This window comes from Hyunsoonleella aquatilis (assembly GCF_014270105.1).
In the GTDB taxonomy this organism is placed as follows: Bacteria; Bacteroidota; Bacteroidia; order Flavobacteriales; family Flavobacteriaceae; genus Jejuia; species Jejuia aquatilis.
Map to the genome: position 1 here is coordinate 972,506 of NZ_JACNMF010000001.1, position 24,143 is coordinate 996,648.

The 24,143-nt window shown below is 38.8% G+C and carries 23 protein-coding genes; 10 read left to right on the forward strand and 13 right to left on the reverse strand.

Annotated elements, in window-relative coordinates; translation table 11 throughout:
- Window positions 1–79: 79 nt before the first annotated feature.
- The 3 genes from H7U19_RS04250 to H7U19_RS04260 form a co-directional block, all read right to left on the reverse strand.
- The gene (locus H7U19_RS04250; RefSeq protein ID WP_186559237.1) at window positions 80–1,876 is read right to left on the reverse strand and encodes a PspC domain-containing protein; all 1,797 of its coding nucleotides are present in this window, start codon (window positions 1,874–1,876) and stop codon (window positions 80–82) included.
- Window positions 1,873–2,214 (reverse strand): PadR family transcriptional regulator, encoded by a 342-nt coding sequence (locus tag H7U19_RS04255; protein WP_186559239.1) that lies wholly within the window; start codon window positions 2,212–2,214, stop codon window positions 1,873–1,875. Before H7U19_RS04255 ends, H7U19_RS04250 begins: the two co-directional genes overlap by 4 nt.
- Window positions 2,215–2,515: 301 nt before the next feature.
- On the reverse strand, window positions 2,516–2,962 hold the full coding sequence (locus H7U19_RS04260; RefSeq protein WP_186559241.1) for a DUF4870 domain-containing protein: 447 nt from the start codon (window positions 2,960–2,962) through the stop codon (window positions 2,516–2,518).
- Between the two features lie 281 nt (window positions 2,963–3,243).
- Between H7U19_RS04260 and H7U19_RS04265 the strand changes: the two genes are divergently transcribed.
- The 5 genes from H7U19_RS04265 to H7U19_RS04285 all read left to right on the forward strand — a co-directional run bounded on the left by H7U19_RS04265 (window position 3,244) and on the right by H7U19_RS04285 (window position 9,474).
- On the forward strand, window positions 3,244–3,696 hold the full coding sequence (locus H7U19_RS04265) for a DUF4442 domain-containing protein (protein ID WP_186559243.1): 453 nt from the start codon (window positions 3,244–3,246) through the stop codon (window positions 3,694–3,696).
- Between the two features lie 238 nt (window positions 3,697–3,934).
- Window positions 3,935–4,735, forward strand: coding sequence for a TIGR00266 family protein (locus H7U19_RS04270; RefSeq protein ID WP_186559245.1), 801 nt, complete (start codon window positions 3,935–3,937; stop codon window positions 4,733–4,735).
- Window positions 4,736–4,860: 125 nt separating this feature from the next.
- Window positions 4,861–6,396, forward strand: a complete 1,536-nt coding sequence (locus tag H7U19_RS04275; protein ID WP_186559254.1) for a helix-turn-helix transcriptional regulator — start codon at window positions 4,861–4,863, stop codon at window positions 6,394–6,396.
- 133 nt (window positions 6,397–6,529) lie between these two features.
- Window positions 6,530–9,094, forward strand: coding sequence for a T9SS type A sorting domain-containing protein (locus H7U19_RS04280; RefSeq protein ID WP_186559262.1), 2,565 nt, complete (start codon window positions 6,530–6,532; stop codon window positions 9,092–9,094).
- Between the two features lie 182 nt (window positions 9,095–9,276).
- Entirely contained in the window at window positions 9,277–9,474 is a 198-nt protein-coding gene (locus H7U19_RS04285) for a hypothetical protein (RefSeq protein ID WP_186559264.1), read from the forward strand.
- A 79-nt stretch (window positions 9,475–9,553) separates the two neighbouring features.
- On the opposite strand, the gene H7U19_RS04290 is transcribed toward H7U19_RS04285, so the two are convergent.
- The 7 genes from H7U19_RS04290 to H7U19_RS04320 all read right to left on the reverse strand — a co-directional run bounded on the left by H7U19_RS04290 (window position 9,554) and on the right by H7U19_RS04320 (window position 16,476).
- Window positions 9,554–10,495 carry a LysR substrate-binding domain-containing protein gene (locus H7U19_RS04290; protein WP_186559266.1) on the reverse strand — a complete coding sequence of 314 codons (942 nt, stop codon included), beginning with the start codon at window positions 10,493–10,495 and terminating at the stop codon, window positions 9,554–9,556.
- 204 nt (window positions 10,496–10,699) lie between these two features.
- Window positions 10,700–12,031, reverse strand: coding sequence for a DUF58 domain-containing protein (locus H7U19_RS04295; RefSeq protein ID WP_186559268.1), 1,332 nt, complete (start codon window positions 12,029–12,031; stop codon window positions 10,700–10,702).
- Window positions 12,032–12,034: 3 nt separating this feature from the next.
- Complete coding sequence (locus tag H7U19_RS04300; RefSeq protein ID WP_186559270.1) at window positions 12,035–12,418, reverse strand: DUF805 domain-containing protein; 384 nt, start codon at window positions 12,416–12,418, stop codon at window positions 12,035–12,037.
- A gap of 60 nt (window positions 12,419–12,478) precedes the next feature.
- Complete coding sequence (locus tag H7U19_RS04305) at window positions 12,479–13,555, reverse strand: AAA family ATPase (protein ID WP_186559272.1); 1,077 nt, start codon at window positions 13,553–13,555, stop codon at window positions 12,479–12,481.
- A 2-nt stretch (window positions 13,556–13,557) separates the two neighbouring features.
- Window positions 13,558–14,766, reverse strand: a complete 1,209-nt coding sequence (locus tag H7U19_RS04310) for a DUF4350 domain-containing protein (RefSeq protein WP_186559274.1) — start codon at window positions 14,764–14,766, stop codon at window positions 13,558–13,560.
- Window positions 14,767–15,420: a hypothetical protein gene (locus H7U19_RS04315; protein WP_186559276.1), complete on the reverse strand. Its 654-nt coding sequence runs from the start codon at window positions 15,418–15,420 to the stop codon at window positions 14,767–14,769.
- A 72-nt stretch (window positions 15,421–15,492) separates the two neighbouring features.
- Complete coding sequence (locus H7U19_RS04320; protein WP_186559278.1) at window positions 15,493–16,476, reverse strand: stage II sporulation protein M; 984 nt, start codon at window positions 16,474–16,476, stop codon at window positions 15,493–15,495.
- 23 nt (window positions 16,477–16,499) lie between these two features.
- On the opposite strand from H7U19_RS04320, the gene H7U19_RS04325 reads away from it, so the two are divergent.
- The gene (locus H7U19_RS04325; RefSeq protein WP_186559280.1) at window positions 16,500–17,219 is read left to right on the forward strand and encodes an RDD family protein; all 720 of its coding nucleotides are present in this window, start codon (window positions 16,500–16,502) and stop codon (window positions 17,217–17,219) included.
- Window positions 17,220–17,394: 175 nt separating this feature from the next.
- A complete protein-coding gene (locus tag H7U19_RS04330; protein ID WP_186559281.1) occupies window positions 17,395–18,009 on the forward strand; it encodes a trimeric intracellular cation channel family protein in 615 nt (204 codons plus the stop codon).
- Between the two features lie 139 nt (window positions 18,010–18,148).
- Here the strand turns inward: H7U19_RS04330 and H7U19_RS04335 are convergent, their stop codons facing one another.
- Window positions 18,149–18,859 carry a peptidylprolyl isomerase gene (locus tag H7U19_RS04335; RefSeq protein ID WP_186559283.1) on the reverse strand — a complete coding sequence of 237 codons (711 nt, stop codon included), beginning with the start codon at window positions 18,857–18,859 and terminating at the stop codon, window positions 18,149–18,151.
- Between the two features lie 83 nt (window positions 18,860–18,942).
- Between H7U19_RS04335 and H7U19_RS04340 the strand changes: the two genes are divergently transcribed.
- From H7U19_RS04340 to H7U19_RS04350, 3 genes are all read left to right on the forward strand, one after another.
- The gene (locus tag H7U19_RS04340; RefSeq protein ID WP_343069068.1) at window positions 18,943–19,506 is read left to right on the forward strand and encodes an NUDIX hydrolase; all 564 of its coding nucleotides are present in this window, start codon (window positions 18,943–18,945) and stop codon (window positions 19,504–19,506) included.
- Window positions 19,507–19,552: 46 nt separating this feature from the next.
- Window positions 19,553–20,362, forward strand: coding sequence for a lysophospholipid acyltransferase family protein (locus H7U19_RS04345; RefSeq protein ID WP_186559285.1), 810 nt, complete (start codon window positions 19,553–19,555; stop codon window positions 20,360–20,362).
- 209 nt (window positions 20,363–20,571) lie between these two features.
- On the forward strand, window positions 20,572–22,029 hold the full coding sequence (locus H7U19_RS04350; protein ID WP_186559287.1) for a PQQ-dependent sugar dehydrogenase: 1,458 nt from the start codon (window positions 20,572–20,574) through the stop codon (window positions 22,027–22,029).
- Between the two features lie 261 nt (window positions 22,030–22,290).
- Here the strand turns inward: H7U19_RS04350 and H7U19_RS04355 are convergent, their stop codons facing one another.
- Window positions 22,291–22,788, reverse strand: a complete 498-nt coding sequence (locus H7U19_RS04355; RefSeq protein WP_186559289.1) for a hypothetical protein — start codon at window positions 22,786–22,788, stop codon at window positions 22,291–22,293.
- Between the two features lie 120 nt (window positions 22,789–22,908).
- Window positions 22,909–24,045 (reverse strand): helix-turn-helix domain-containing protein, encoded by a 1,137-nt coding sequence (locus H7U19_RS04360; RefSeq protein WP_186559291.1) that lies wholly within the window; start codon window positions 24,043–24,045, stop codon window positions 22,909–22,911.
- Window positions 24,046–24,143 lie beyond the last annotated feature (98 nt).

Below are 24,143 nucleotides of genomic sequence, written 5' to 3' on the forward strand. Positions count from 1 at the left end.
AATATGTTGCAAATATGCTTTGACTTAAATTTGATTTATAATTAAGGTGACTGAATTGTAAATTAGAAAGGATGAATTGTTAATCCGATTCAATATTAATGCCGTCTGAGCCTATATTTACTTTAACGTCTTCGGCATCTACTTTAATGCCTTCACGGTTTATTTTTACGCTGTTATCCTCATCCTTTATTTCGATACCGTCCCCGTCAATTTTAACGCCTTCGGTTTTCACATTTATATTAAAATCACCTTCGTCACAGTCCAGACATTTCACGGAATTCTGCATAACCCTTAGATAATGCCCTTCCATACCATTGTCCAGAATATCATTGTAATGAGGCGAATTCCTGTGGAAGGAATACGTATTGTTGTCGGCATACAAAGTTGAACCTTCGGGCAAATACAGAATCAGTTCCACTTCTTGGTCTCTAAACTTGTTTTTGAAATCGGTCGTTAAAAAGGCATCCAATTGAAGTTCGTTGCCAACCAGCGCATAGTTATAATTGATTTGTTCGGCGCGTTCTTTCGCAATTTTGTACTCACTGCCTTCGGCATTTTTTTCAATGCTCAAGGAAGCCAAGGAATCCTTTGTGGACCTCACAATAAGGCGAACATCCGAAGCATAAATCATCTTTTCGTCGTTATCATCATACACCAATTTAAACGAATGTGGATTCCTGTGTAGATAATCAGAATTCGAATTATTATAGCGGTCGTTGCCCACCATTCTCACCGAAATCGTATCCTTGACCGTGATATTCAATTGCTCCTTTTGGGTAATGTTCGCATCAAAAGCATGCTCACTAGCCTGTTTTACACCAACAACTACCAATCCGATAACGGCCATCAGCCAAAGCCCTAATAGAGAGAATTTTGCAATGTTCCCTATGGATTTCAAGTTGTTTATCAAGATTTTCAATCCCAAGTAAAACAAGAAAAAGAATGGAATCCCAAAGGCAAAAAATAACAACAACGACACCATCCACACAGGGGTGTTCGCCGCATTGGCCGCATCCACAATGTCAAAGCCAGGAATGTGTACAGCTTCTGATAAGCCAACTGAAAGAAAAGCGACAATTAGCGCTATCAAGGTGGTAGCTCCAATAAAAATAAGTAATACCCCAATAAATTTGGCAAACACTTTAAAGAGGAACATAATTACGTCCCCCAGTGCTTCAAAAAAACCTCTTGAGGTGGATTTAATGTTATTTGCGCCCTTTTTTACATCTACCTTTTTAGCCGCATTGGATACCGAATCCGATACATTTTTGGCCACGTCGCCAACCGTTTCAGATACGGAATCAAACCCGTCCTTGATTTTTTTTTCAATGTTACTAATGTTGACAGGCTCACCCGTCATCATTATTTTTTCGGCAGTGGTCTTAGCTTCGGGCACTAAAATCCAAAGTAGAATGTAAAGTAAAACCCCAGTTCCTGCACCAGCAACCAAAAGTATCCAAGCTAAGCGAATCCAAATGGCGTCAATACCAAAGTAGTGCGCCAATCCCGAAGATACGCCGCCAATATAAGAGTTGTCCGTATCCCTGAATAACTTTCTTGAAGGCCTATGGGAATGAGATGTAGCCTGTGGCCCATCCTCAAAAATCTCGTCGTCCACAAGGTAGTCTTCGGGTTGCCCCATAATGGCAATCACCTCGTCCACTTCCTTAATTCTAATCACTTGTTTTTCGTTTTGAACGCGCTCGGTAAAGAGTTCGGCAACGCGTGCCTCAATATCGGCTATAATTTCAGATCGACCCTGTGAGTCCGTAAATGAACGTTTTATAGCCTCCAGATAGCGCTGTAATTTTAAGTACGCATCCTCATCAATATGAAAAAATATACCTGCTAAATTTATGTTGACTGTTTTATTCATTTTTTTGTTGTTTTTTGGCTTGTTACAATGTTTACCGCGTTACGCAATTCATTCCAGGTAACGTCTAATTCCTTTAAAAATAATTTCCCCGTTTCGGTCAAACCGTAATATTTCCGAGGTGGTCCAGAGGTCGATTCTTCCCATCTGTAATTTAAAAGGCCAGCATTCTTAAGTCGTGTCAGCAAAGGGTAAATCGTACCCTCAACCACCAGCAACTTTGCGTCCTTCAAGGTGCCCAGGATTTCTGCTACATATGCATCGTCATCCTTTAGAACCGATAGGATGCAGAACTCCAAAACCCCTTTACGCATTTGTGCTTTTGTGTTTTCTATCTTCATAGTGTCATTCGTTTAATGTTTTAAAACTGTTCATTTTTTGATTGATTTGATTGATGATTTTTTTGTCATTTCGAGTGTCACGCTTTGGCGTGATGTATCGAGAAATTGGGCGTTACCACAAGGGTCGGGCTTTTCGCTAATAGTTTTGGCTCGATGCGCGCCTCGCCAAAAGTTGCCGCTTCAATCCCTAACGCGGTGCCGTCCGTTGATTTAAATTTTTATATATACTTGTCATTTTCGTTATTTTTAAGGTTTTGAGTGTCCCCTCTAAAAAGAGGGGAGTCAGGGGTGTGTTAAACTGTTATTTCAAAAAATTAATAGTAAAAGGATACCTGTACAATTCCCCATCACGTGCTTTCAAACTCGCCACGACGATCAAAGCCAACTCCACAATAAAAGCAATGATGGCCAAAACCCCCAATCCGCCTCCAATATAAAGTAAGGGCGATGGCTTATCCAATGAAATATGAAAATCATGGAAACTATGAAAATCTATAAAATCAAAACTTCCAATTAATTTGAAGATGAAAAAGGGCACCGTTAAAGTCCCCAGGATTAGAGCGTACAGAAAAATACTAATCTGAAAATTAAGGGCCTGTTTGCCATGTTCGTCCACAAACGCAGATTTCTCCTTATTGGCGGACCATAAAATTAAAGGCCCAATAAAATTTCCAAACGGAATAAAAAACCGACTAAAAGTGGACAAATGGATAAAAGTCGCAATGTTTTTTTGATGGTTATCTAACATGATTTTTTTGATTGAAATAAAACATATAATAGTTTCTTATACAAATATATGTCTAAAAGCAGGTACTTTGTTACGCATAGTACTAAAAATTAACAAAAAATTAACATTTAGCAAAGGCTATTATTTTCATAACTTAGTAGAAATTTTATTGTATAAAACTCATTAAAAACCAAATATTTGTCATTCTGAACTTGTTTCAGAATCTAAGTAGATGAGACACTGAAACAAGTTGGGTGTGACATAGCTTGGACAGTGTAACCGAACTTAAGAATACCTAAAATATGAAGCTCACCCCCAGTAAATTAAATACATTTTTGATGTTCAAATTGCCCTCAGCTTATCTATGTGGCGTGCGGGTAAAACACATTGACAATGATAAATGTGAAGTAACCGTAAAGCACCGTTGGATCAATCAAAACCCATTCAAATCCATGTTTTGGGCGGTACAAGGCATGGCCGCTGAGTTAACCACAGGAGCTTTGGTAACTGGGAAAATCCAAGAATCCGGTAAGCGTATTTCCATGTTGGTCACGGCCAATCATTCACAATTCACCAAAAAGGCCACGGGCAGAATTACATTTACCTGCAAGGATGGCCACTTGATTGATAAGGTGTTGCAAAAAGCCATCGAAACTGGCGAAGGGCAAACCATTGAATTGACCTCCATTGGAACAAATGAAGAAGGGGTTGAGGTTTCGTGTTTTGGTTTTGAGTGGAGCGTGAAAGTGAAATAGTAGGCAGTGTTCAGTAGGCAGTCATAGTGTTCAAAAGTAATTTTTGGAAATTGAATGAGTGTCGAACTTTGCGCCTTGGCGTCTTTGCGAGAAAATTTTATGCAGAAGTTTTCAGTTAACACGTTTTGGAATTTAGTCCCGATAGCTATCGGGATTGAATATTGGAATTTGGTTTTCGTTGTAACAAAGTCCAAAACAAATCAACAAATAAACGAATCAACAAAAAACACATAAAAAAATGACAGCACACGAAATAGACTATCGCATCTACGGCGAGGAAATGCAATACGTAGAAATAGAACTGGACCCCAACGAGGGGGTCATTGCCGAAGCAGGAAGCTTTATGATGATGGACGATGGTATTAAAATGGAAACCATCTTTGGTGACGGCTCACAAAAGGACTCGGGCTTTTTAGGTAAAATTTTGGGCGCCGGAAAACGCATCCTTACCGGGGAAAGCTTATTTATGACGGCCTTTTACAATGTGCTTTCGGGAAAGCGAAACGTATCTTTTGCCTCACCATATCCTGGAAAAATTATCCCAATTGATTTGGCGCGTTTTAACGGCAAATTCATCTGCCAAAAGGATGCCTTTTTATGCGCTGCCAAAGGGGTAAGTGTGGGCATTGAGTTCTCTAAAAAATTAGGTCGTGGCCTGTTTGGTGGCGAAGGCTTTATCATGCAAAAACTAGAAGGTGATGGTATGGCCTTTGTGCATGCGGGAGGTACCATGGCCATGAAAGAATTGGGGGCTGGAGAAACTTTAAGGGTAGATACAGGTTGTATCGTTGGCTTTGACCAAACAGTGGATTACGGCATTGAGTTTGTTGGCGGTATCAAAAATACAGTATTCGGTGGCGAGGGCTTATTCTTTGCTACGCTAAAAGGACCAGGAACGGTTTATGTGCAGTCCCTGCCATTTAGCAGATTGGCCGGTCGTGTTTTGGCGTCTGCTCCAAGAGGAGGCGGTAAGGATAAAGGCGAAGGCAGTATTTTAGGAGGTTTAGGGGATTTGTTGGATGGTGATAACAGGTTCTAAAAAAAATATTCGACTTTAATTTGTTTGAAGTTGTATTTTGAAATCAATTTCTATATTTGTTAATAATTAACAAATGTTAACGAATATTGAACCCCTTTAGCCATTTCAAAATCTTAATAATTTGCTTGATAGGAGGCTTAATAGCTGATGGTCAAAACCAGCGATTGGACTCCTACACAGTGTTTATTGATTCAGCATATCACCATCTGGACGCTAATCCAGATGTTGCATTTTCTTTCCTGGATTCTATTCCCAAACCCGTTGAGAAGAACATTGAAGGTCATATTTCCTGTTATTATGATGCCATGGCACGGATTTATGATAAAAAACACAATCAGGCATTGTGTTATCAAAATTTTGCACTTGCCTTAAAATATGCCAAGATAGAGGAAAATTTCAACGTTGCAGGGGGTACGGCCCTTGAGTTGTTCTATAATACCTATATCATAAAAAAGGACACAAGCGCTTATGCTTACCTACGGCAAGCAAAAAAATATTATGAGCTTGCAGAAAACAAAAAAGGATTGGCAGAGGTGTTACAAATGCCAGCTATTGTAGCTTTTCACGAACATGAGTATAGCCACAGTAACGACATATTATTTGAACATTTAGAGGAATTTAAAAGAATTACAGACGATGCTTACTATTACATGTACGCATTGTATTTGATTACGTTAAATAGCATCCGTTCCGATGATAGTGTTAACGCTTACAAATATTTTAATCGATTCAACGCATTAAGAGGAAACCCCACTATTCCAGAATCTCTCTATAAAAACCATGCCGTGGTGCTATATGGAGGTTGGGCGCGACACCATCTTTCGAAAAAAAATATCGACTCCACGCTATTTTACCTCAAAGCATCGGCAAAGATGCGGGAAAATATGAATGCTTCCGCTAGACAAAACTATTATAGCCTCTATATCGATTATTTCGATCAACAAAATGATCACGTTTCTAAGAATAGATACAAAGATTCCCTGGCGCTTTTCAAAGATGAGGAGCTAAAAGAAACTTTATTGGCTACGGCCCAAATGGGCGATCATATCCTGCATTCGGGAAATGAACTGCAAATGGAGCGAAGCCAAAAAAAAACATGGTTAAAATGGTTTGTTGTCCTTCTGTTTTCATCGTTTGCTTTAGTTCTAGCTTATTTCGTTAAGCTGAGGCGACAAAAAAGTGTAAACCAGATTCATCAAGAGAACAAACAGGATTATACTTTTTTAAAATTGAACCACGAGAAATTAAAAGCGAAGTTTGAGGGGATGGAGGTCTATATTTCTTCTATAAAGAAAGACATAAAAATCATAGCCTTAATAAAGGATTTGAATGAGCAACAAAACCGAATTAAGGAACTATATAGAAATGTGCATTTGAATTCTTCTGTTTTGCTTGAAAAAGGAGAAGATCATTTAGGCCTGATAAATGAACTTAACATGGAATTTTTCAAAACGATTTCCAACAGGCACCCGGAACTTAACTCTTCTGAAAAAATTGTTTGCTATTATTTGTTTATGGGCTTTAAAAGCAAGGAAATTGGGGCGTTTATTAATACTTCAACTAGGGCCATCGAAAGCAAAAGGTACCGGATTTCTAGTAAATTGAATTTAAAAGAAAAGGACATAAGCCTTAAAGATTACCTTGTTGCCACTTTTGGATAAAAAAACCTTCACTTCTGATGCCCCCTTTATAGCATTTCATCGTAGCGTGTGGTTAATGCGTAGTTTTTAATTGCTACAAAAAGCTGGTTCTAGCCCATATTTGTAGTAACAATCTGAAAAATTAGTAAAAACTATGAGAAACACAATTACCCTTGCCATTTTGCTGTTCTGCACAGCCGTTAACGCCCAATCGATAGACTATCAAAAAGCTCCTACCACTCCAGGAAGCAATTATTATGATGTTGTAAATGCTATGCGCAGTAGTATAGCCTCAAAGAAAAATATTGGAAAAAACACCAAGGCCGACATAAAAGCTGAAAAACAATTTGAGCGTTGGGCCTATTTTTGGAAAGATAGGGTGGATATAGATGGAAGTTTTCCGTCAACCCTACAGGGCTATTACAATGCCGGAATTTTAGATATGAATGGTCGATTAAGAGCAAAAGAAGCTTCTAAACATATAATGGCAAAATCCTCAAGTGGCGAATTATGGACAAATGTCGGTCCGCAAACTGTACCAGATCCTAATGGCTACCCAAATTTCCCACAAATGGGAAGGCTCACTAGCTTTTTAAGGTACAAGCACGCCACAGATGCTTCACAAAACGTACTATTTATTTCTGCCCCAAACGGCGGAATATGGAAATCTAACGATAATGGTGCAACTTGGACACCAAAACTAGACCACATAGCTGGCATTGGGGTTACTGATATAAGAAGTAGCTCTACCGACATCAATAACCCCGGTACTATCTACGTGTCAACGGGAGATTATGACGGGGCGCATATCAAATCCATCGGTGTTTTAAAATCTACTAATTTTGGCGAAACGTATCAATCTACAGGTTTGTCATTTAGTTTGGAAGATCAGGAATCAACCTCTAACTTAATTGTTATTGATGCCAATACCGTAATTGTGGGAACCAATAAATTCATCAAAAAAACCACTGATGGCGGTGCAACTTGGACTAATGTTTATACACATACTTATAACGACGCACAGTTAGGTAAGTTTCATAGAAACGGAAATAACATCATTTGTTGCGACAGTTGGGGCGGTTTATTCTTTTCCAGTAACAACGGGAATAGTTGGTCGGCATTGATAAATGAGGGGGTAAGTTCTGCGAGGCATGCTTCTACTTCAGATGTAAACGGTGTTTTTTATGTCCAAAATAAAGCAGGTCAGGTATCTACTTACAACCCTTCGGCCATGACACCAACTTTGACGGCTTTGGGCAACCCAACAACCAATTATAATCCTCAGGGTACTTACAATCAGGCATTAACTGTAAAGGACGGGTTAATTATTAGCGGTGGTGTTGACGGAATAAATACCGAGGATAACGGTAGTGTATGGTACACCACTTTGAATAACGCCTGGCAGGACAATACTTCACCGGGCTCCTATGCTCATGCGGATATACATGAAATGGGGGTTTTGGATTCTGGGTACTCCTTTTGGGCCTGCAACGATGGAGGGCTAATCTATTTCACCTATGCAAACAAAAGCGATGAAAAACCAGTGGTTGAATATAAATCTGATGGAGTACTGATTACCCAATTGTATTCTGTAGCTATTTCTCCGCAAAGCGAAAACCACAAAATAATGGGAAATCAAGATAACGACGGGTATAGTTTGGAAATGAAAGACGGCTCGTTAAAATGGGTATCTGCATTGGCTGGCGATGGTACTTGCACCGCTATCGATTACACAAACCCAAATATAAGATACTTAGGTGGGCAAAATGGTTCCTTAATTAGGACAGATACTGGGTTTGCTAATAATTACGACGGGGATGTGGATATTACAACTCCTGCGGGAGCGCCATTTGTATGGACGCTTAAAATGAACACAACTACGTCAACGACATTATATGGCGGTTTTGGAGAGCTATATAAATCTACAAACAAAGGGGATACTTGGTCCAACCTTAATTCTGGCGCTGGACAAATAGAGTTCATTGAAACTTTTGGGAATAATCTTTTTGTAGTTGGACAAAATGGGGCAAGAAAATCTACTAATGATGGAAGCTCATGGGCATCTATTATTGAACCTGAAGCAAGTGCAAAAATAAATTCCCTTTCTTTTAATCAAACTAATGCCAACATTGTTTATGCCACGGTAACCGGATATATAAATGGTTCTAAAGTGTTTAAATCCACCGATGGAGGTAGCACTTGGACGAACATTTCATCCGGATTACCCAATATTCTAGCTAAGCAAGTCCTGTTGAAACAAAACCAAGGTCAGGAAATCTTATTTTTGGGCACAGAATTGGGGGTTTACTTCAAAATAGGGACAGAGCCATGGACTAAATTAGGAATTGGCTTACCTAATGTTATAATTAATGATATTGAAATCAATTATACGGTTGATAAATTGATTGTTGCAACTTATGGTAGAGGCTTGTGGGAAATAAGCATTAATAATGCCACATTGGGTGTTGAAGAACAGAAATTGGCTGATAGTGATGCTCCAAAGTTATTTCCCAACCCCGTGGCCAATGGTATCCTAAATATCCAGTCAAAACATGAGATGGATTATGTTATTTACAATGTTCTAGGTGGCTTGGTAGTTAATGGACAAATTAAAATAGGACATAACACCATTGATACATCAAAAATTGCCTCTGGCGTGTATGTGATAAGAATGACTAAAGGAAACTTGACTTCAACAAGTAGGTTTATAAATAGGTAAGGCGAATAGATTTTAAGCGGATTGATAGCGAAGGCCTGAATTCATTTTCAGGCCTTTTTTCTGTTAAAATCCTGCCAAAATTAGAATGAAATGCAATTTTTGACTATTTTTAGGGTTGAATATTTAAACAAAACCTATAACAAAAATCTACTTTTATTATTAACCTAAATCCTAACACCACAATGGCAAGAGCAATGCTAGAGTACACTAAAACTGTACTTGAGAAAGTCAGTTTTGACGCGACATTGTTTTGCAAGGAAGTACAAAAGGCAGTAAAACGTTTGTTGCCTTACGAGATAGAAGAGCTTAAAATTTATATTCTGTCTCTCGTACAGCAAAACCCTGAACTAAATCAGTGTATGATTTATTTAAAACCATAAAAAAAAGCGACCGAAAGGTCGCTTTTTTAGTCTTTGAACTCCCCGGATGCAGTGCATTGGGGTTTTTATTTTGATTATATTATTTATTGGGCAAAGGACTTATAATCTTCACATCCTGAAACTTAATCGCCCCTCTGATAATTCCAGAAATTACGGTTTGCATAGCTTCGATAATCTGCATTTTTAATTCACTTTTATGATAAATAATACTGACTTCTCGTGCCGGGGTGGGGTCAGTAAAATGCCTTAAGTTTTCTTTATATTTTTCTTTTAAATCCAATGTATGCAGATAGGGCAGAAGTGTCATCCCCATACCTTCGTTGGACAACTTTATCAAGGTTTCGATACTGCCACTTTCCAGTTGAAATTTGTCATCCACATGGTCCTTAAATGCTTTGCACAAATTTATTACGCCATCCCTAAAACAGTGTCCGTCTTCTAAAAGGAGCAATTCATCAATTTCCAGGTCATTGGCTTCAATTTGTGTTTTAGCATACAGTTTATGTCCGTTGGGAACATAACCCACAAATGGCTCAAAATAAAGTACACGCTCTTTGATATTTTCGTTTTCCAGAGGTGTTGCCGCTATAGCCGCATCCAAATGTCCTTCATTGATACGATAAATAATTTCTTCTGTGGTAAGCTCCTCAATTTTCAACTTAATTTTTGGGTACTTTTTGATGAAGGTTTTTAAGAACATCGGAAGCAAGGTTGGCATAATCGTTGGAATGATACCTAGTTTAAATTCGCCACCAATAAACCCCTTTTGCTGGTCCACGATATCCTGAATCCGATAGGATTCGTTAACAATATTTCTAGCTTGGGTTACTATTTTTTTTCCAACTTCTGTCAACTCGATCGGTTTCTTACTTCTATCAAAAATTTGAACATCCAATTGGTCTTCAAGCTTTTGAATTTGCATACTCAAGGTAGGCTGGGTAACAAAGCATTTTTCGGCTGCTTTAGTAAAGTTTTGATGTTCCGCTACGGCAAGTACATAGTACAATTGGGTTATGGTCATTATTATAAATTTAGGCTATAAAAATATAAAAACTATCAATAAAACTTATAGAAAATAGACTTAATTATAAGTTAATTTTGTCGTATAAAATTACTGCTTAGTAATTAGGACTGATGCCTTTTAGGGCTAGGTTAAAATAGTTTGGTTGGTTTAGTTTAGTTAAAAAGAAAAAGACCTTTGATGCGAAAGCCCAAGGGTCTTTTTTTATAAGAGACCTCTGGCTTTGATTTCCAAATATTTGTTGATCGTATCGATAGTCAGGTTTTCAGGTGTGGTCAAAATGGAGTAGATGCCGAACTTCTTCAATTCGTTCACAATCAAACGCTTTTCAAAATCGAACTTTTCAGCAATAACCTTATCATAAACCTGTTGAATGGTTTCCGCATCCTCATTAATTAATTTGTCCAATTCTGTATTCTTAAAGAAAATCACCACCAATAAATGGCTTTTGGCAATAGCCTTTAAATAGGGTAGTTGTCTGTTTAGCGCATCCAAAGTGCCAAAGTTGGTGTACATCAATAATAAACTTCGGTGTGTGATATGTCTTTTAATATTGGCGTACAATCGGCTAAAATCACTTTCAAAGAAATCCGTTTTTACATTGTAAAGCGACTCCAAAATCAAACGCATTTGTCCACTTCGTCGCTCCGCTACTACCATATTGTTCATCTTTTTTGAAAATGAAAACATACCGGCCTTATCATGTTTTTTCAAAACGATATTACTGATAACCAACGTAGCGTTGATGGCATAATCCAAGAGGCTCAGCCCGTCAAAAGGCATTTTCATGATGCGACCCTTGTCAATGATGGAATACACCGGTTGCGATTTTTCATCCTGAAATTGATTCACCATTAATTGGTTTTTCTTGGCTGTGGCCTTCCAATTTATGGTGCGCAAATCATCACCCAAAACATAATCTTTAATTTGCTCAAATTCCATAGTATGCCCCAAACGACGGACTTTTTTCAATCCGTAATCCATCGCATTTTTGTTTATGTTGAGGAGCTCAAACCTTTTCAATTGCTTAAAACTAGGGTAGGTGGGCACCATCACTTCATTTTCCAGCATAAACCGTTTGGCCACCAATTTGATGGCAGACATGGCATACACATTCAAAAACCCAAAATGGTATTCGCCACGCTCTTTTGGTGTGACGTTATAGGTGATGCTTTTTTTCTTTCGAGGCGATACGGTGGCTTTTAATTTGAAATCCCTAATTTGAAATTGCTTTGGCAATTCATCAATAATTTCCAAATACGCCAAAAAAGGATAATAATTTCTGATAATAATTTCAATTTGATTCTTATCCCCATTGGAAAACTTATCGGGAACAATGCGTTGCCCCTCGATACGTTGTTTACCTAAAAAGACTATCAAAATGTCTAAAAGAAATAGGGCTATCAACACCAAAATACAAAGCTGAGCGATATTGAACAGCACAGGTTTAAAGTAACTCAAAGCAAAAAGCACCACAATACCAATTCCGGCGTAGAAAAATCGGGGTTGTATGTAGAAGGGTCTTAAAAGTTTCAAGTTTTATCTTTCAAGTTTTGGAGGTTCGTCATTAATTGGTTTACCTATGTCGTCTATTTCATTATATTGACCAATTCCTTTTGGATTATCGCCATATTCATTTGGTCCAGGTTCACCATCGGCAAAAACCATCCAAAACACATAGAAAGGTATGATTTGATACCAGCCACTATTGCCTCTATCATGACAACGTTTTGCGCCCTGAGCCAGCATAATCCACATTAAGGGGATAAGAACCAAAAGATATACAAATAGAGCACTATCACCTCCAATATATTCATTTACCAAGAATTCGATTAGATTAGTAATTATTATGTAACACAGATAGGTAAGGCCGTATTCAAGTCTTCTGATTCTGCCTTCAAACGAAAATGGATTTTTAAACATATTTTGTTAGTTATTGGTTAGGATTTAGTAGTACCTGTTGAAATTGAAAACTGAGACTAATTACCTTGGAATTTCCACTTTTTCAATAATTTGTTGAATAATCTGCTTACTGGTCACGCCTTCCATTTCCCTTTCTGGGGTAACGATGACCCTGTGCTGCAACACGGGGATAATGGCCCGTTTGATATCTTCAGGAGTGACAAAATCCCGCCCGCTCATGGCGGCAAAGGCTTTACTGGCCTTTAATACTGAAATGGACGCTCGTGGCGAAGCCCCCAAATACAAAAAGCGATTGCTTCGGGTGGCTACGATTAATTCTGCGATGTATTTTAAAAGGTGTTTTTCAACAATAATTTGACTGACCAGGCCTTGGTATTCTGCTATCTGTTTGGCAGTTAAAAAGGACGTAATCTGCTCGATTTTAGTTTTTTCCTTTAGCTCGTGCTCTCTAGAAAGGATTTCAATTTCTTCATCTAAATTGGGATAATCCACATCTATTTTAAATAGAAAACGGTCCAATTGCGCTTCGGGCAAACGGTAAGTGCCTTCCTGTTCAATTGGGTTTTGGGTGGCCAATACCATAAAAGGTGCATCTAAATTGTATTTGTGGCCATCAATGGTAATTTGTTGTTCCTCCATAACTTCAAACAGTGCGGCCTGGGTTTTGGCCGGAGCTCGGTTGATTTCGTCAATCAAAATCATATTCGAAAAAATAGGGCCTTTTTTAAACTCGAATTCCGAGTCTTTTAAGTTGAAGACCGATGTCCCCAAAATATCGCTTGGCATCAAATCAGGGGTAAACTGAATCCGGCTAAACCCAACGCTCAAGGATTTTGCCAACAATTTTGCGGTAACCGTTTTTGCAACACCCGGAACACCCTCAATCAAAGAGTGCCCTTTAGCCAAAAGTGAGGCAATCAGCATATCCACCATATCTTTTTGCCCAACAATCACTTTGCCCACTTCGGCCTTTATCTTGGCTACACTTTGTTGTAATTCTGATAAGTCCAGCCTATTTTGGAATTCTAAGTCTTTGGTGTCATCTTTTAGGGCGCTGTCATCAATGGACGACACAACATCCTGTTCTGGTTTTGGCAGGTAGTCCTTATGTTCGTCTTTTGGTTTATTTTCCTCCATAATTATTTCGAATAAAATGCTTCAATATGTTTGTTTAATGTAATTAGGTTTTGCTCAAAAAGTTCTTCTTTTGTGCGCAACCATTTGATATAGGTAATCAATTGCTTGACGTCTTCGGTTTTTCTCCCTGCTTTTCCTGCTAACTTAACAATAAAATCGTCATCCAATTTGGAAGTGTCCAGATTAAAATCCGTTCTTATTTTTTCTAAAAAGTAAGTAATCTTTTTGTGAATCAGGTTGTTGTAATCTTTCGTATCTATGTATAGATTGGAAATGGTCTTTACAAAAGCAACTGTAGTATTCTGTAAGGGTTTGATAATCGGGATAATTCGCTGTCTGCGTTTCGCATTGAAAATCATAAATAGCAATGCGAAAATTAAGGCCGTGTACCATGCCCATCGAAAGGACAGTTGCTCCAAAAACCAACTTAAATTCGATTTTTCTTCCACATCGCCGGAATATGCGCTTTGTAGTTTGATGTAGGAATCAAAATAGATGTCATCGTCCGGCAAATAGGACAGTACGTTTTCCACATATTCGTATCGGTTTTCTTTCAGAATGTTATAATTGGTAAAAGCCTTGGGTTCCGTATGCAATAGAATTTTTCCATCCCCAAAATCCATTTGAATGAAATTGATACGTTTTTTGTCCGTTTTGGAATAGCCCAAAACACTAGTATTGGAGCTATCAATCCTAGAGAAAAAATAATCGCCCTCGTTTCTGTCGATACTACTTTCTGTTAGGTTTTTATATTCAAAAGACAGGTTTGAAATACTATCATTTTTGGGGTTGTATTCAAAATCAATATCGATATCTAAAGTATCATGAAGTGCCTGGGCATAGTAATAATCCGAAATAAAAAGGGTGTTGCCCGCATCTACAAATTCCAAAAGTTTATCCACCGAAAAACCGGTTAAATAATCCGAGTTTCCTATAATTATAAAATTGCCCTTGGCTTCGTGGTCACCATAACCATATTCTGAATTTGCGGTGAGATAACTTGAGGGTTGATGGTACACTGTTCTTATTTTCGAATCTTCAAAAAGAATGGACAATTCGTTATAAAGTACACTTACCCCATAGGGTTTGTTGCTTCGTTCGTTAAAAGATTCTTCCCAATCCACAGTTTTGGTGCGCTTGATGCCCAAACCGAAAATGGCCGTAAAAATTACAGCAACAACAACCAATATAATGGGAATTGCTTTCTTCATTTATCCAACTTCATTGATTAGTTTTGTGAAATTCTTCTTCGCCTTTTGGTATTGCGAATCGTCCAGACTGAATTTGCCATACCAGATATAATTATAGAGATAGGAGGTATAGGCAAATGCTTGGCTAAATGGCTTTTCATGGAGCTCATTCAAATATTCCGAATTGGTTTTGTCGTCTTCAAATTTGATGTGGTTTTTTATGCTGAGCATTTTTAGTACCAGTAGATAATAATAACGAATGGCTAATCGATAATCTTTGTTGGATTCAGCTTGATGGATAAGCGAATGGATGTCGGCATGTTCGATATTTTCGGAAGTAATATCCTGATATTGTTTCAGACTTCTATTGCGTTTTGAAGTGAACAATCCGGTGCCACCTTCGTTTAACAGCACATAGGCCAAATACCCCACTGCCCCAAAGAGAATGAGGTAAAACAACCAACCCAAAGGCCCAAAATTAATGGTAAGTTCATCTTCATTATCACGCTCCTTTACCTTGACTTCACTGTTTTCGTAATCTTTATAATTTCCTGAACCATCTGGTGTTCGGTTAACAACTTTTTTGCCTTCGTAGTTGAATTTTTCACCGGAATATTTCTCCTTAAAATCTGAATCAAATACACGATGGACTTCAGGTTCCTGAGTAGGAGCCAAGCCAAATGAAGTGTGTTGAAAACTTAAAAAAAGCAACAAAAAACATAAGATATGTAGGGGCTTTTTAGTCATTTATGCAAGTGCGAGGTCTGGGATTTGGGTAATCTGTTTTTGAACTTTATAAGGATATACCAAATAATAATAACTGATGAGGGATAAAGTGGATAAAATGATACCGACAGACAGCCAATTGGGCATACTATTGGAATATCTGGTGATAAAACCCTCCAAAAACCCTGCGGAAAATGTAAACGGAAAAGTACTTATCAAAATTTTGATACCCGTTTTTGCACCCAGTTTAAAAGAAGTGTATCGCGAATACGTCCCTGGAAACAGAATGCTTGCGCCCAAAATAAGACCCGCAGCACATTCGATAACAATGGCAAAAATTTCCATTGCACCGTGTATCCAAATGCCTCTAACGCTTTCCCAAAGTACGCCTTTTTCATAGAAGAAATATTGAAAAGAGCCTAGCATAATACAGTTTTTGAACATCACCCATAAGGTACCGAGGCCGCCAAAAACCCCTAAGACAAATGCAATAATCCCCACTTTTAGATTGTTGATTGTGATGCCGATAAAACTACCCCAATTGCTACCGCTTTTATAAACCGCTACTGGGTCGCCCGCTTCAATATTTTCCAAGGTCATGTTTACATATCGGTCGCCTAAAATAGAACGTACAAATTCGCCATCATTGGCTGCAGAAATGGCTCCGATAAATGTAAATGCAAAAAAAATGACAAAGGCCACATAAATAAATTTACGGTACTGGTAGCAGATCAAAGGCACTTCGGTTTTCCAAAAGCCAATAATCCTATTGGTGTCCTGCCGTTTGGTTTTGTAAATTTTTTGGAATGCTTTGGCTGCCAGTTGATTTAAATAGGTAATGACCTTGCTTTTAGGGTAATAGGTTTGCGCGTAAGCCAAATCATTGACTACATGGATGTATTGCGAAGCGAGTTCGTCCGGGTCTTCAAAATCATTATTAAAAATAGCCCTCTCAAAACTCAGCCATTTTTCTTTATTTTGCTTGATAAATGCAACCTCTCTCATTACAGGTTAAATTAAATTATAAAATGTCAGAGTTACAAATTAACACGACGCAAAACGTAAAAATAAATTTTAGGGCTGCCGGAGTGGGGGAACGGCTGATTGCGTTTATCATCGATAATGCCATTAAAGTTGGCTATATGTTAATTTTGAACAAAGTTTTCGGCGTATTTGAGGGCATGGACGAATGGTCTCAAATAGGCATAAATACTGTGTTAAGTTTCCCTGTGATGTTTTATACTTTGGCTTTGGAATCTTTTTTGGATGGACAGACCCTTGGTAAACGCGCGTTAAAAATAAGGGTGGTAAAACTTGATGGCTTTCAGGCCACCTTTTCGGATTATGTGGTGCGCTGGTTTTTTCGGATAGTGGATATTTATCTATTCGGAATTGGGTTTTTTGCCATCATTTTTAGCAAGAAACAGCAACGCATCGGCGATATGGCAGCAGGTACGGGAGTGATTGCCCTTAAAGACACTGTGAATATTAGCCACACTATTTTGGAACAGTTAAAAACCGATTATAAACCAACCTACCCCAATGTGATTAAGCTGTCTGACAACGATGCCAGAATCATAAAAGACACCTTTACCAGGGCGCGTGATGCAAAAGACTATAATACATTAATTAAACTAAGGGATAAATTGATTGAAGTAGTCGGTATAAAAGAGGTAAAACAGAAAAGTGATATAGAGTTTATCGATGTCATTTTAAAGGATTATAATTATTATACTCAGGATATGTAAGCAGAGAACCGAATTTCGCCTGAGCGAAATTCGTGTGAATCGCTTACCCTGAGCGGAGTCGAAGGGTCTGGCAAGAACCGAATTGCTCCTGAACGAAATTTATGTGAAAAGTTTACCCTGAGCGCAGTCGAAGGGCTTATCCCGCCTTTGGCGGGATCTCAATCAATCAAAATTTATGTTCTACACACTAGACATATTAGGAACCATTGCCTTTGCTATTTCAGGTGTTTTGGTTGCTATCCATAAAAAAATGGATCTGTTTGGCATTTTGATCATCGCATTCGTTACGGCCGTTGGAGGAGGCACGCTTCGCGATTTATTAATAGGAAATACCCCCGTTAGTTGGATGCGCGATATTACCTATACCTACGTGATTTTGGTGTCGGCCGTATTTGCGATTATCTTCAGAAATAAAATCAATTATTTAAGAACCTCGCTGTTTTTGTTCGATACCATTGGCATCGGCTTATATACCGTTGTGGGAATTCAAAAAGGGTTAAATGCAGAATTACACCCCGTCATCTGCATCGCTTTAGGCACGATAACCGCTAGTTTTGGTGGCGTTATCCGAGATATATTGTGCAATGAGATTCCCGTTATTTTCAGAAAGGAAATTTATGCTACGGCTTGCATTTTAGGGGGCATCATCTATTTTGTATTGAGCCAATTCCCGATTAAAAGTGATATCGTTTTTATCATTGCAGGTGTTGTGGTCATCGTTATTCGATTGTTGGCCGTAAAGTTTAAGATTGCCCTTCCGTCGATTTATTCGAAGAAAAATGAGGTATGAAGCACGAAGATAGAAGCATGTAGCGAAAGAACGAAGCAATAATGTAGTGTTATTAGTTCTTTGTTATTACTAAGAAAACCCTTAGCGCCTTAGCGACTTTGCGAGAAAACTTCGGTCATCCGTCACCTGTCATCTATCCTCACTCAATAATTTCCACATTCCTAATATAGATATTTCTTAAAGGCCAATCGGCTTCATCGGTTTTAACCCCGGCAATTTTATCAATCACTTCCATGCCTTTGGTAACCCGCCCAAAAATGGTATAATCGCCATCCAAAAAGTAAGCTCCAGGAGTTTGCTGTACAATGAAAAACTCATAGGGCGAGGCCAGTTTATGTGGGTTGTCTATTTCACTACTAGGCATAGAAATGACCCCTCTGTCGTGTTTAAACCCTCTGTTGGTATCCTTTGGGAGCAGATATTTTCCAATCTTTCTCCGCTTTCTGGCTGTTTTTTTGTCATCGCTATTGCCTGCCTGCACCATAAAATTATCGATAACGCGGTAAAACTGTGTGTTATTGAAATATTTACGCTTGGTCAAATAAATAAAATTTGCTCTGTGGAATTTGGTTTCGTTGAACAACAAGATTTCAATATCCCCAAAATCGGTAGTCATCCGCACTTTGTTTTCCCTATGTTCCTTTTCATATTGCAGAAAAAACTCCATTGCGTTTTTGGTATCTAAAACAGGGAATTCAGGTTCTTTTGTTTTTTTGGACTTTGTTTTGGGTGTTTCAATATTTTCTTTAGGGGCCTTTTCGATATATACCGGATTCGACTTTTTCTGGGATTGCTTATCTTCACAATTCAGAAACAAAAAGAAAAAGCTCAAAAAGAGGATTGCCCGCATATACTATGGATTTTGATGATTTTTTAAAACTGCTTTCAAAAATAAAAAATATACCACTACCTGCCGAAACATCCCATTTTAAAATGATGCCACCATTTCGCAGGGAACTGATGAAACGGCAGGAAAAAGCCATAAAAAGCGCAAAACAAGCAGGGGTAATGGCCTTGTTTTATCCCAAGGACGACAATAAAACCCATTTTATTTTAATCCTGAGAAACACCTATAAAGGAGTGCATTCGGCCCAGGTATCATTTCCTGGAGGCAAATTGGAAAAAGGCGACAAAAGTTTGGAATACACGGCGGTTAGAGAAACTTTTGAAGAAGTTGGCGTGCCAGAAAAGGATATTGAAGTCATTAAACCTATTTCGCAAGTTTATATCCCACCGAGTAATTTTTATGTACAGCCCTTTATTGGGATTTCAAAAAATAGGCCTAAATTTATAAAGGAGGAGGCCGAGGTAGAACAATTGATTGAAGTGGAATTAACCGATTTGCTCAACGCATCAAGTTTAGCAATGAAAAGAGTAACAGCTTCTTATAAAATTGATATTGAAGTACCTGCATTTAAATTGAACGGCTTTACGGTATGGGGAGCCACGGCCATGATGCTCAGCGAAATCAAGGATCTGCTCCAAAGCTATGAATAGCCGTTGGATTTGTTAACTTTGCCCCACCAACCAGACCAAAAAATATATGGGACTATTTAAAAGAAATCCTTTTGGACACATATTGTTTCTGAAAAAATGGCTCATCCGAATTATGGGTGCGATGACCCATAGGCGTTTTCGTGGCTTTAACGAACTTCAGATAGACGGTTCCGAAATCATAAAGGACTTGCCTGATACAAATGTACTGTTCATTTCTAACCACCAGACTTATTTTGCCGATGTGGTGGCCATGTTTCATGTGTTTAATGCTAGTTTAAGTGGTAGGGGAGATTCGATCAAAAATATCGGCTACTTGTGGAATCCCAAACTCAATATCTATTACGTGGCGGCAAAAGAAACTATGAAAGCTGGCTTTTTACCGAAATTGTTGGCCTACGCGGGTTCGATAAGTATCGAGCGTACGTGGCGAGCAGAGGGCAAGGATGTAAACCGTCAGGTTCGTATGAGTGATATTTCCAATATAGGCATTGCGTTGGAAGATGGTTGGGTTATTACTTTCCCGCAAGGGACAACTACACCGTTTAAGCCTATTAGAAAAGGTACGGCACATATCATCAAACGCTATAAACCCATTGTTGTACCTATTGTCATTGATGGTTTCCGTCGCTCTTTTGACAAAAAGGGCATACGTGTGAAAAAGAAAAATATCCTTCAGACAATGGAAATCAAGCAACCGTTAGAGATTGATTACGACAACGAGACTACGGAAGAAATCGTCAAAAAAATTGAGTTCGCTATTGAGCAACATCCTTCATTTTTAAAAGTTATTCCGCAGGCCGAAATTGAGGCTCAGGAGGCATTGAATAAAAAGCGACATTGGAAGGTTGAGGATTAAAACCGCACAATTAAATAATAGATAAGCTGCCAGTGCCCTAGTACAACTTATCTGCTCTTCCTGATATTTTCATATTATTTTGATTGACAATAATTTAACAATTAATTTCGTTAAATTAGTACCCTAAAAATTGCTATACAGCCGTTTGTACCAACTTCTTTTTCAAGATTTGCAACAACGATGGATGGCAGCACCAAATCTAAAATGCTATGAAAAATCGTAACACCTTAATAATTGCGGTATTACATCTTTTTATCCTCGCTTTGATTTTGAGTTGTTCGGAATCAACAGAATCCAATACTCAAAATGAAGTAGAAGAGGAGGAACAAGAAATGGCCGATTTAGCAAAAGCGGCCCTAAACTACACCAACCATTGCGGTGGTTGTCACGGGCAAAAGTTTGAGTCTTTTATTGAAAGGGATTGGACCTATGGCAGTACCTCCGGGGACATCGCAAACTCCATCACTAATGGCTATGAATCCAACGGCATGCCTTCTTATGAAAGTGCATTTACGGCCCAAGAAATAAAAGATTTGGCCGATTACATCCTTCAAGAAATTGAGGGGAAAACCAAGGCCGATATTGAAACAGAAAATCCGAACCTTTCAGGAATAATAACTTCTGAAGACCTCGATTTTAGATTAGAAACCATAACAAATCAAATCGCGGGTATCCCTTGGGGTATAGTGCAATTGCCAAATGGCGACTTTTTAGTCACCCAGCGCGAGGGCAAACTGTTCCGGGTAACGAACAACGGCACAATTACCGAAATCAGTGGTGTACCCAATGTGGTGGCTCAAGGTCAGGGCGGTTTGCTGGATGTAACGTTGCATCCCGATTTCGAAAACAATTCCTATGTGTATTTGTCCTACTCCAGCCCAAATCCTAATAATGCCAATCAAAAAACGACGGCAGTAGCCCGCGGGCGATTGTCCGGCAATACCATGGAGGCCACCAGCGAGATTTTTACGGCATCACCATACCTCACCACAACCAATCATTACGGCTCCAGGTTGGTATTTGATAACGAAGGATATCTTTATGTTTCCGTCGGTGATCGTGGGAATCGGGACACCTATCCGCAACTATTAAACAACGACGTTGGCAAAATTCACAGGATTATGGATGACGGCACCATCCCAACCGATAATCCATTTTACAATATGCAGGATCACGAATGGTCCGTTTTCGGTTATGGGGTTAGAAACCCGCAAGGGCTGGCCAAACACCCAGTTACCGGTGCCATTTGGGAAGGCGAACACGGCCCGCGAGGGGGCGACGAAATAAATATCGTAGGCTCAGGAAACAATTATGGCTGGCCCGTCATTACCTACGGCATCAATTACAACGGCACCCCAATTACCGACCAAACCGCTATGGCGGGCATGGAGCAACCCATTCATTATTGGGTGCCATCCATTGCGCCCTGTGGCATGGATTTTATGTCCGGCAATTTTTACGGCAGTTGGCAAAGCGATTTGTTTGTGGGCTCCCTAAAGTTTAGGTACCTGCACCGTCTTAAAATGAACGGCAACACCGTGGTGGGCCACGAAGAACTGTTGGATGATATCGGTCGTGTACGCGATGTGCACATGGGCAATGATGGTTATCTGTATATTTTGGTGGAAGGTCCTGGCAGGCTCATTCGGCTTGTGCCAGAGCAGTAGCGGTCATGGATTATGATTTGGGCGTTACCCTCGATGCCACCTTATAACGTTTTATGAAACCCTCGTCCTCGGGTCGGGCTTTCCGCTTAAAGTTTTGGCTCGATGCGCGCCTCGCCAAAAGCTACCGCTGCAATCCCTAACGTTGGCTAGACGGGTAATTAAAGTTCTGGCTTCTTAGTTATTGCATTCTTGTCGCGTATAAAAGCAAAAACGACACTATTCTAATAGTGCCGTTTTTTAAAAAATATCAATGTTGCCAGATCATTCATTCACCACGACCTTGGCTTCAAAATTTGAAATACAAATCGATTGCTCAGTCTCAAAGTTGTAAAGTACCACATTTGTGCTAACCTTTATAGTGGCCGTGGTACCATCGTTTGAAATGTCCACAGCGCCCTCTAGGTTGGTGGTGCTTACATATTGGTTGCCCTGCACATCAATGTAATATACAAATACAGAATTTAGTGAAAAATTGTTTCCAGAGATAGAGTACTGACCGGATTCCAAATCAGGGTTAAAAATATTCATGCCCAAATCAGGTTGCTCATTTACCGCACCGGAGGGATGAGCGCCCACTTGCCAATAGGTGCCTAAGGAGGTGTCGCTTAGCTCATAACCGTAAATGTCGGAGCCGGAAAAATTTTGATCATTGCTACAGTTTTCGTGTATAGCCGCCCTAAGAAATACAGAGACGCTATCATCTTCACTACAACTGGAGAAAGAAAAAATAACGAGAATTAAGAGTAATAGCTTTTTCATTTTTGAATAATTGTTTGGATTAAAATTCAATTATGAAATTAGCTATATCTCTTTCAAGACATTCCAGATTTTTAAGAATGTCAAAAATCTGGACTAATTATCTGGAATCATTAAGGGGTATCAATTTAAGTGTTCCTTTTTATAAGCCATCGGTGTTTTTCCAGTGGATTTTTTAAACACATCATAAAAGGACGATTTTGAATTGAAGCCCGCCTCAAGCCCAATGGAAGTAATCGTGTATTTAGAAAACTCAGGGTTTTTCAGGTAGTTTTTCACCTCTTTAATTCTAAAGGAGTTGACATATTCTGCAAAGCTTGTATGCATTTGTTCATGGATAATCCGGGACACATAACTGGGGCTCAACTGCAAATGCTCTGCAACAATTTCTAAAGTAAGATTTGGGTTTAAGTAAGCTTTATCCCGTTCTAAAAGATGAATTAATTTGCCTAGGTGTTTGCTATTTCCGTTGGCTCTTGATTCTTGGTTTTTGGTAGGTTTTTGATATAAATTAGTTTTCTCCAAATGATCTTTGATATTTTGACGTTCTACTAAAATACCGTATTTATAAATACCGACATGTCCCAACCAATAAATAGTTACCGCAATAGCGATCCAGAGCCAATAAAAATTTGGGGAGCTACCCGCTACGAACATATTTAAATAGGTTAAATACGCCCAAACTATCGTGAATATCCATATCACAAAAAGCGTAATTTTTAGCCATGTCAAATCTGTTCTTATTTCGCTTACCCGAATTTGTTTTTGGTCCTTCTCAGATGAATGCACTTTTTTAATGGCCATGCTAACTAAGGCTAAAGAGAACAAAACAGAAAAAATTTCCACAGCTCTTACAAACCAGCCATAGGACGGAAACAAGGCTTCATGATTGTTGCTTACAGTAAAAAGTAAACGATACACAATGGTAACGACCATTGAAATCAAAAACGGCAAATAAAGCCATAGCTTCCCTTTAATCCGCCGTTCTGGAAATAAGAATTTAACAACATACAAATAAATGAATACGGGGATAATTGTAGCCAATGGCAAGTACACATATTTGTACATCTCTAGCATGGGCATTGCTCCAATATCAGGTAACATATACTGCAAGTTTCCTAGGGAATAGGTGAAAATTAAAAGCGCCAGAAATAATGTGCTTCTAGCACGGTATTTTTTGGAAGAAAGCACCACGGCAGTAAAGAGAAACCCCTGAATGACTCCAGAAATAATAATAATGTTGAAAATATTGAAATTCATGGTTGGCCAAATTTCATATTAAATATACGTAATTAATCGCCAAGTATCTGAAAATCATGGGTTGGCTCTATTTTATATTGCAATTTGGATGCATTTGG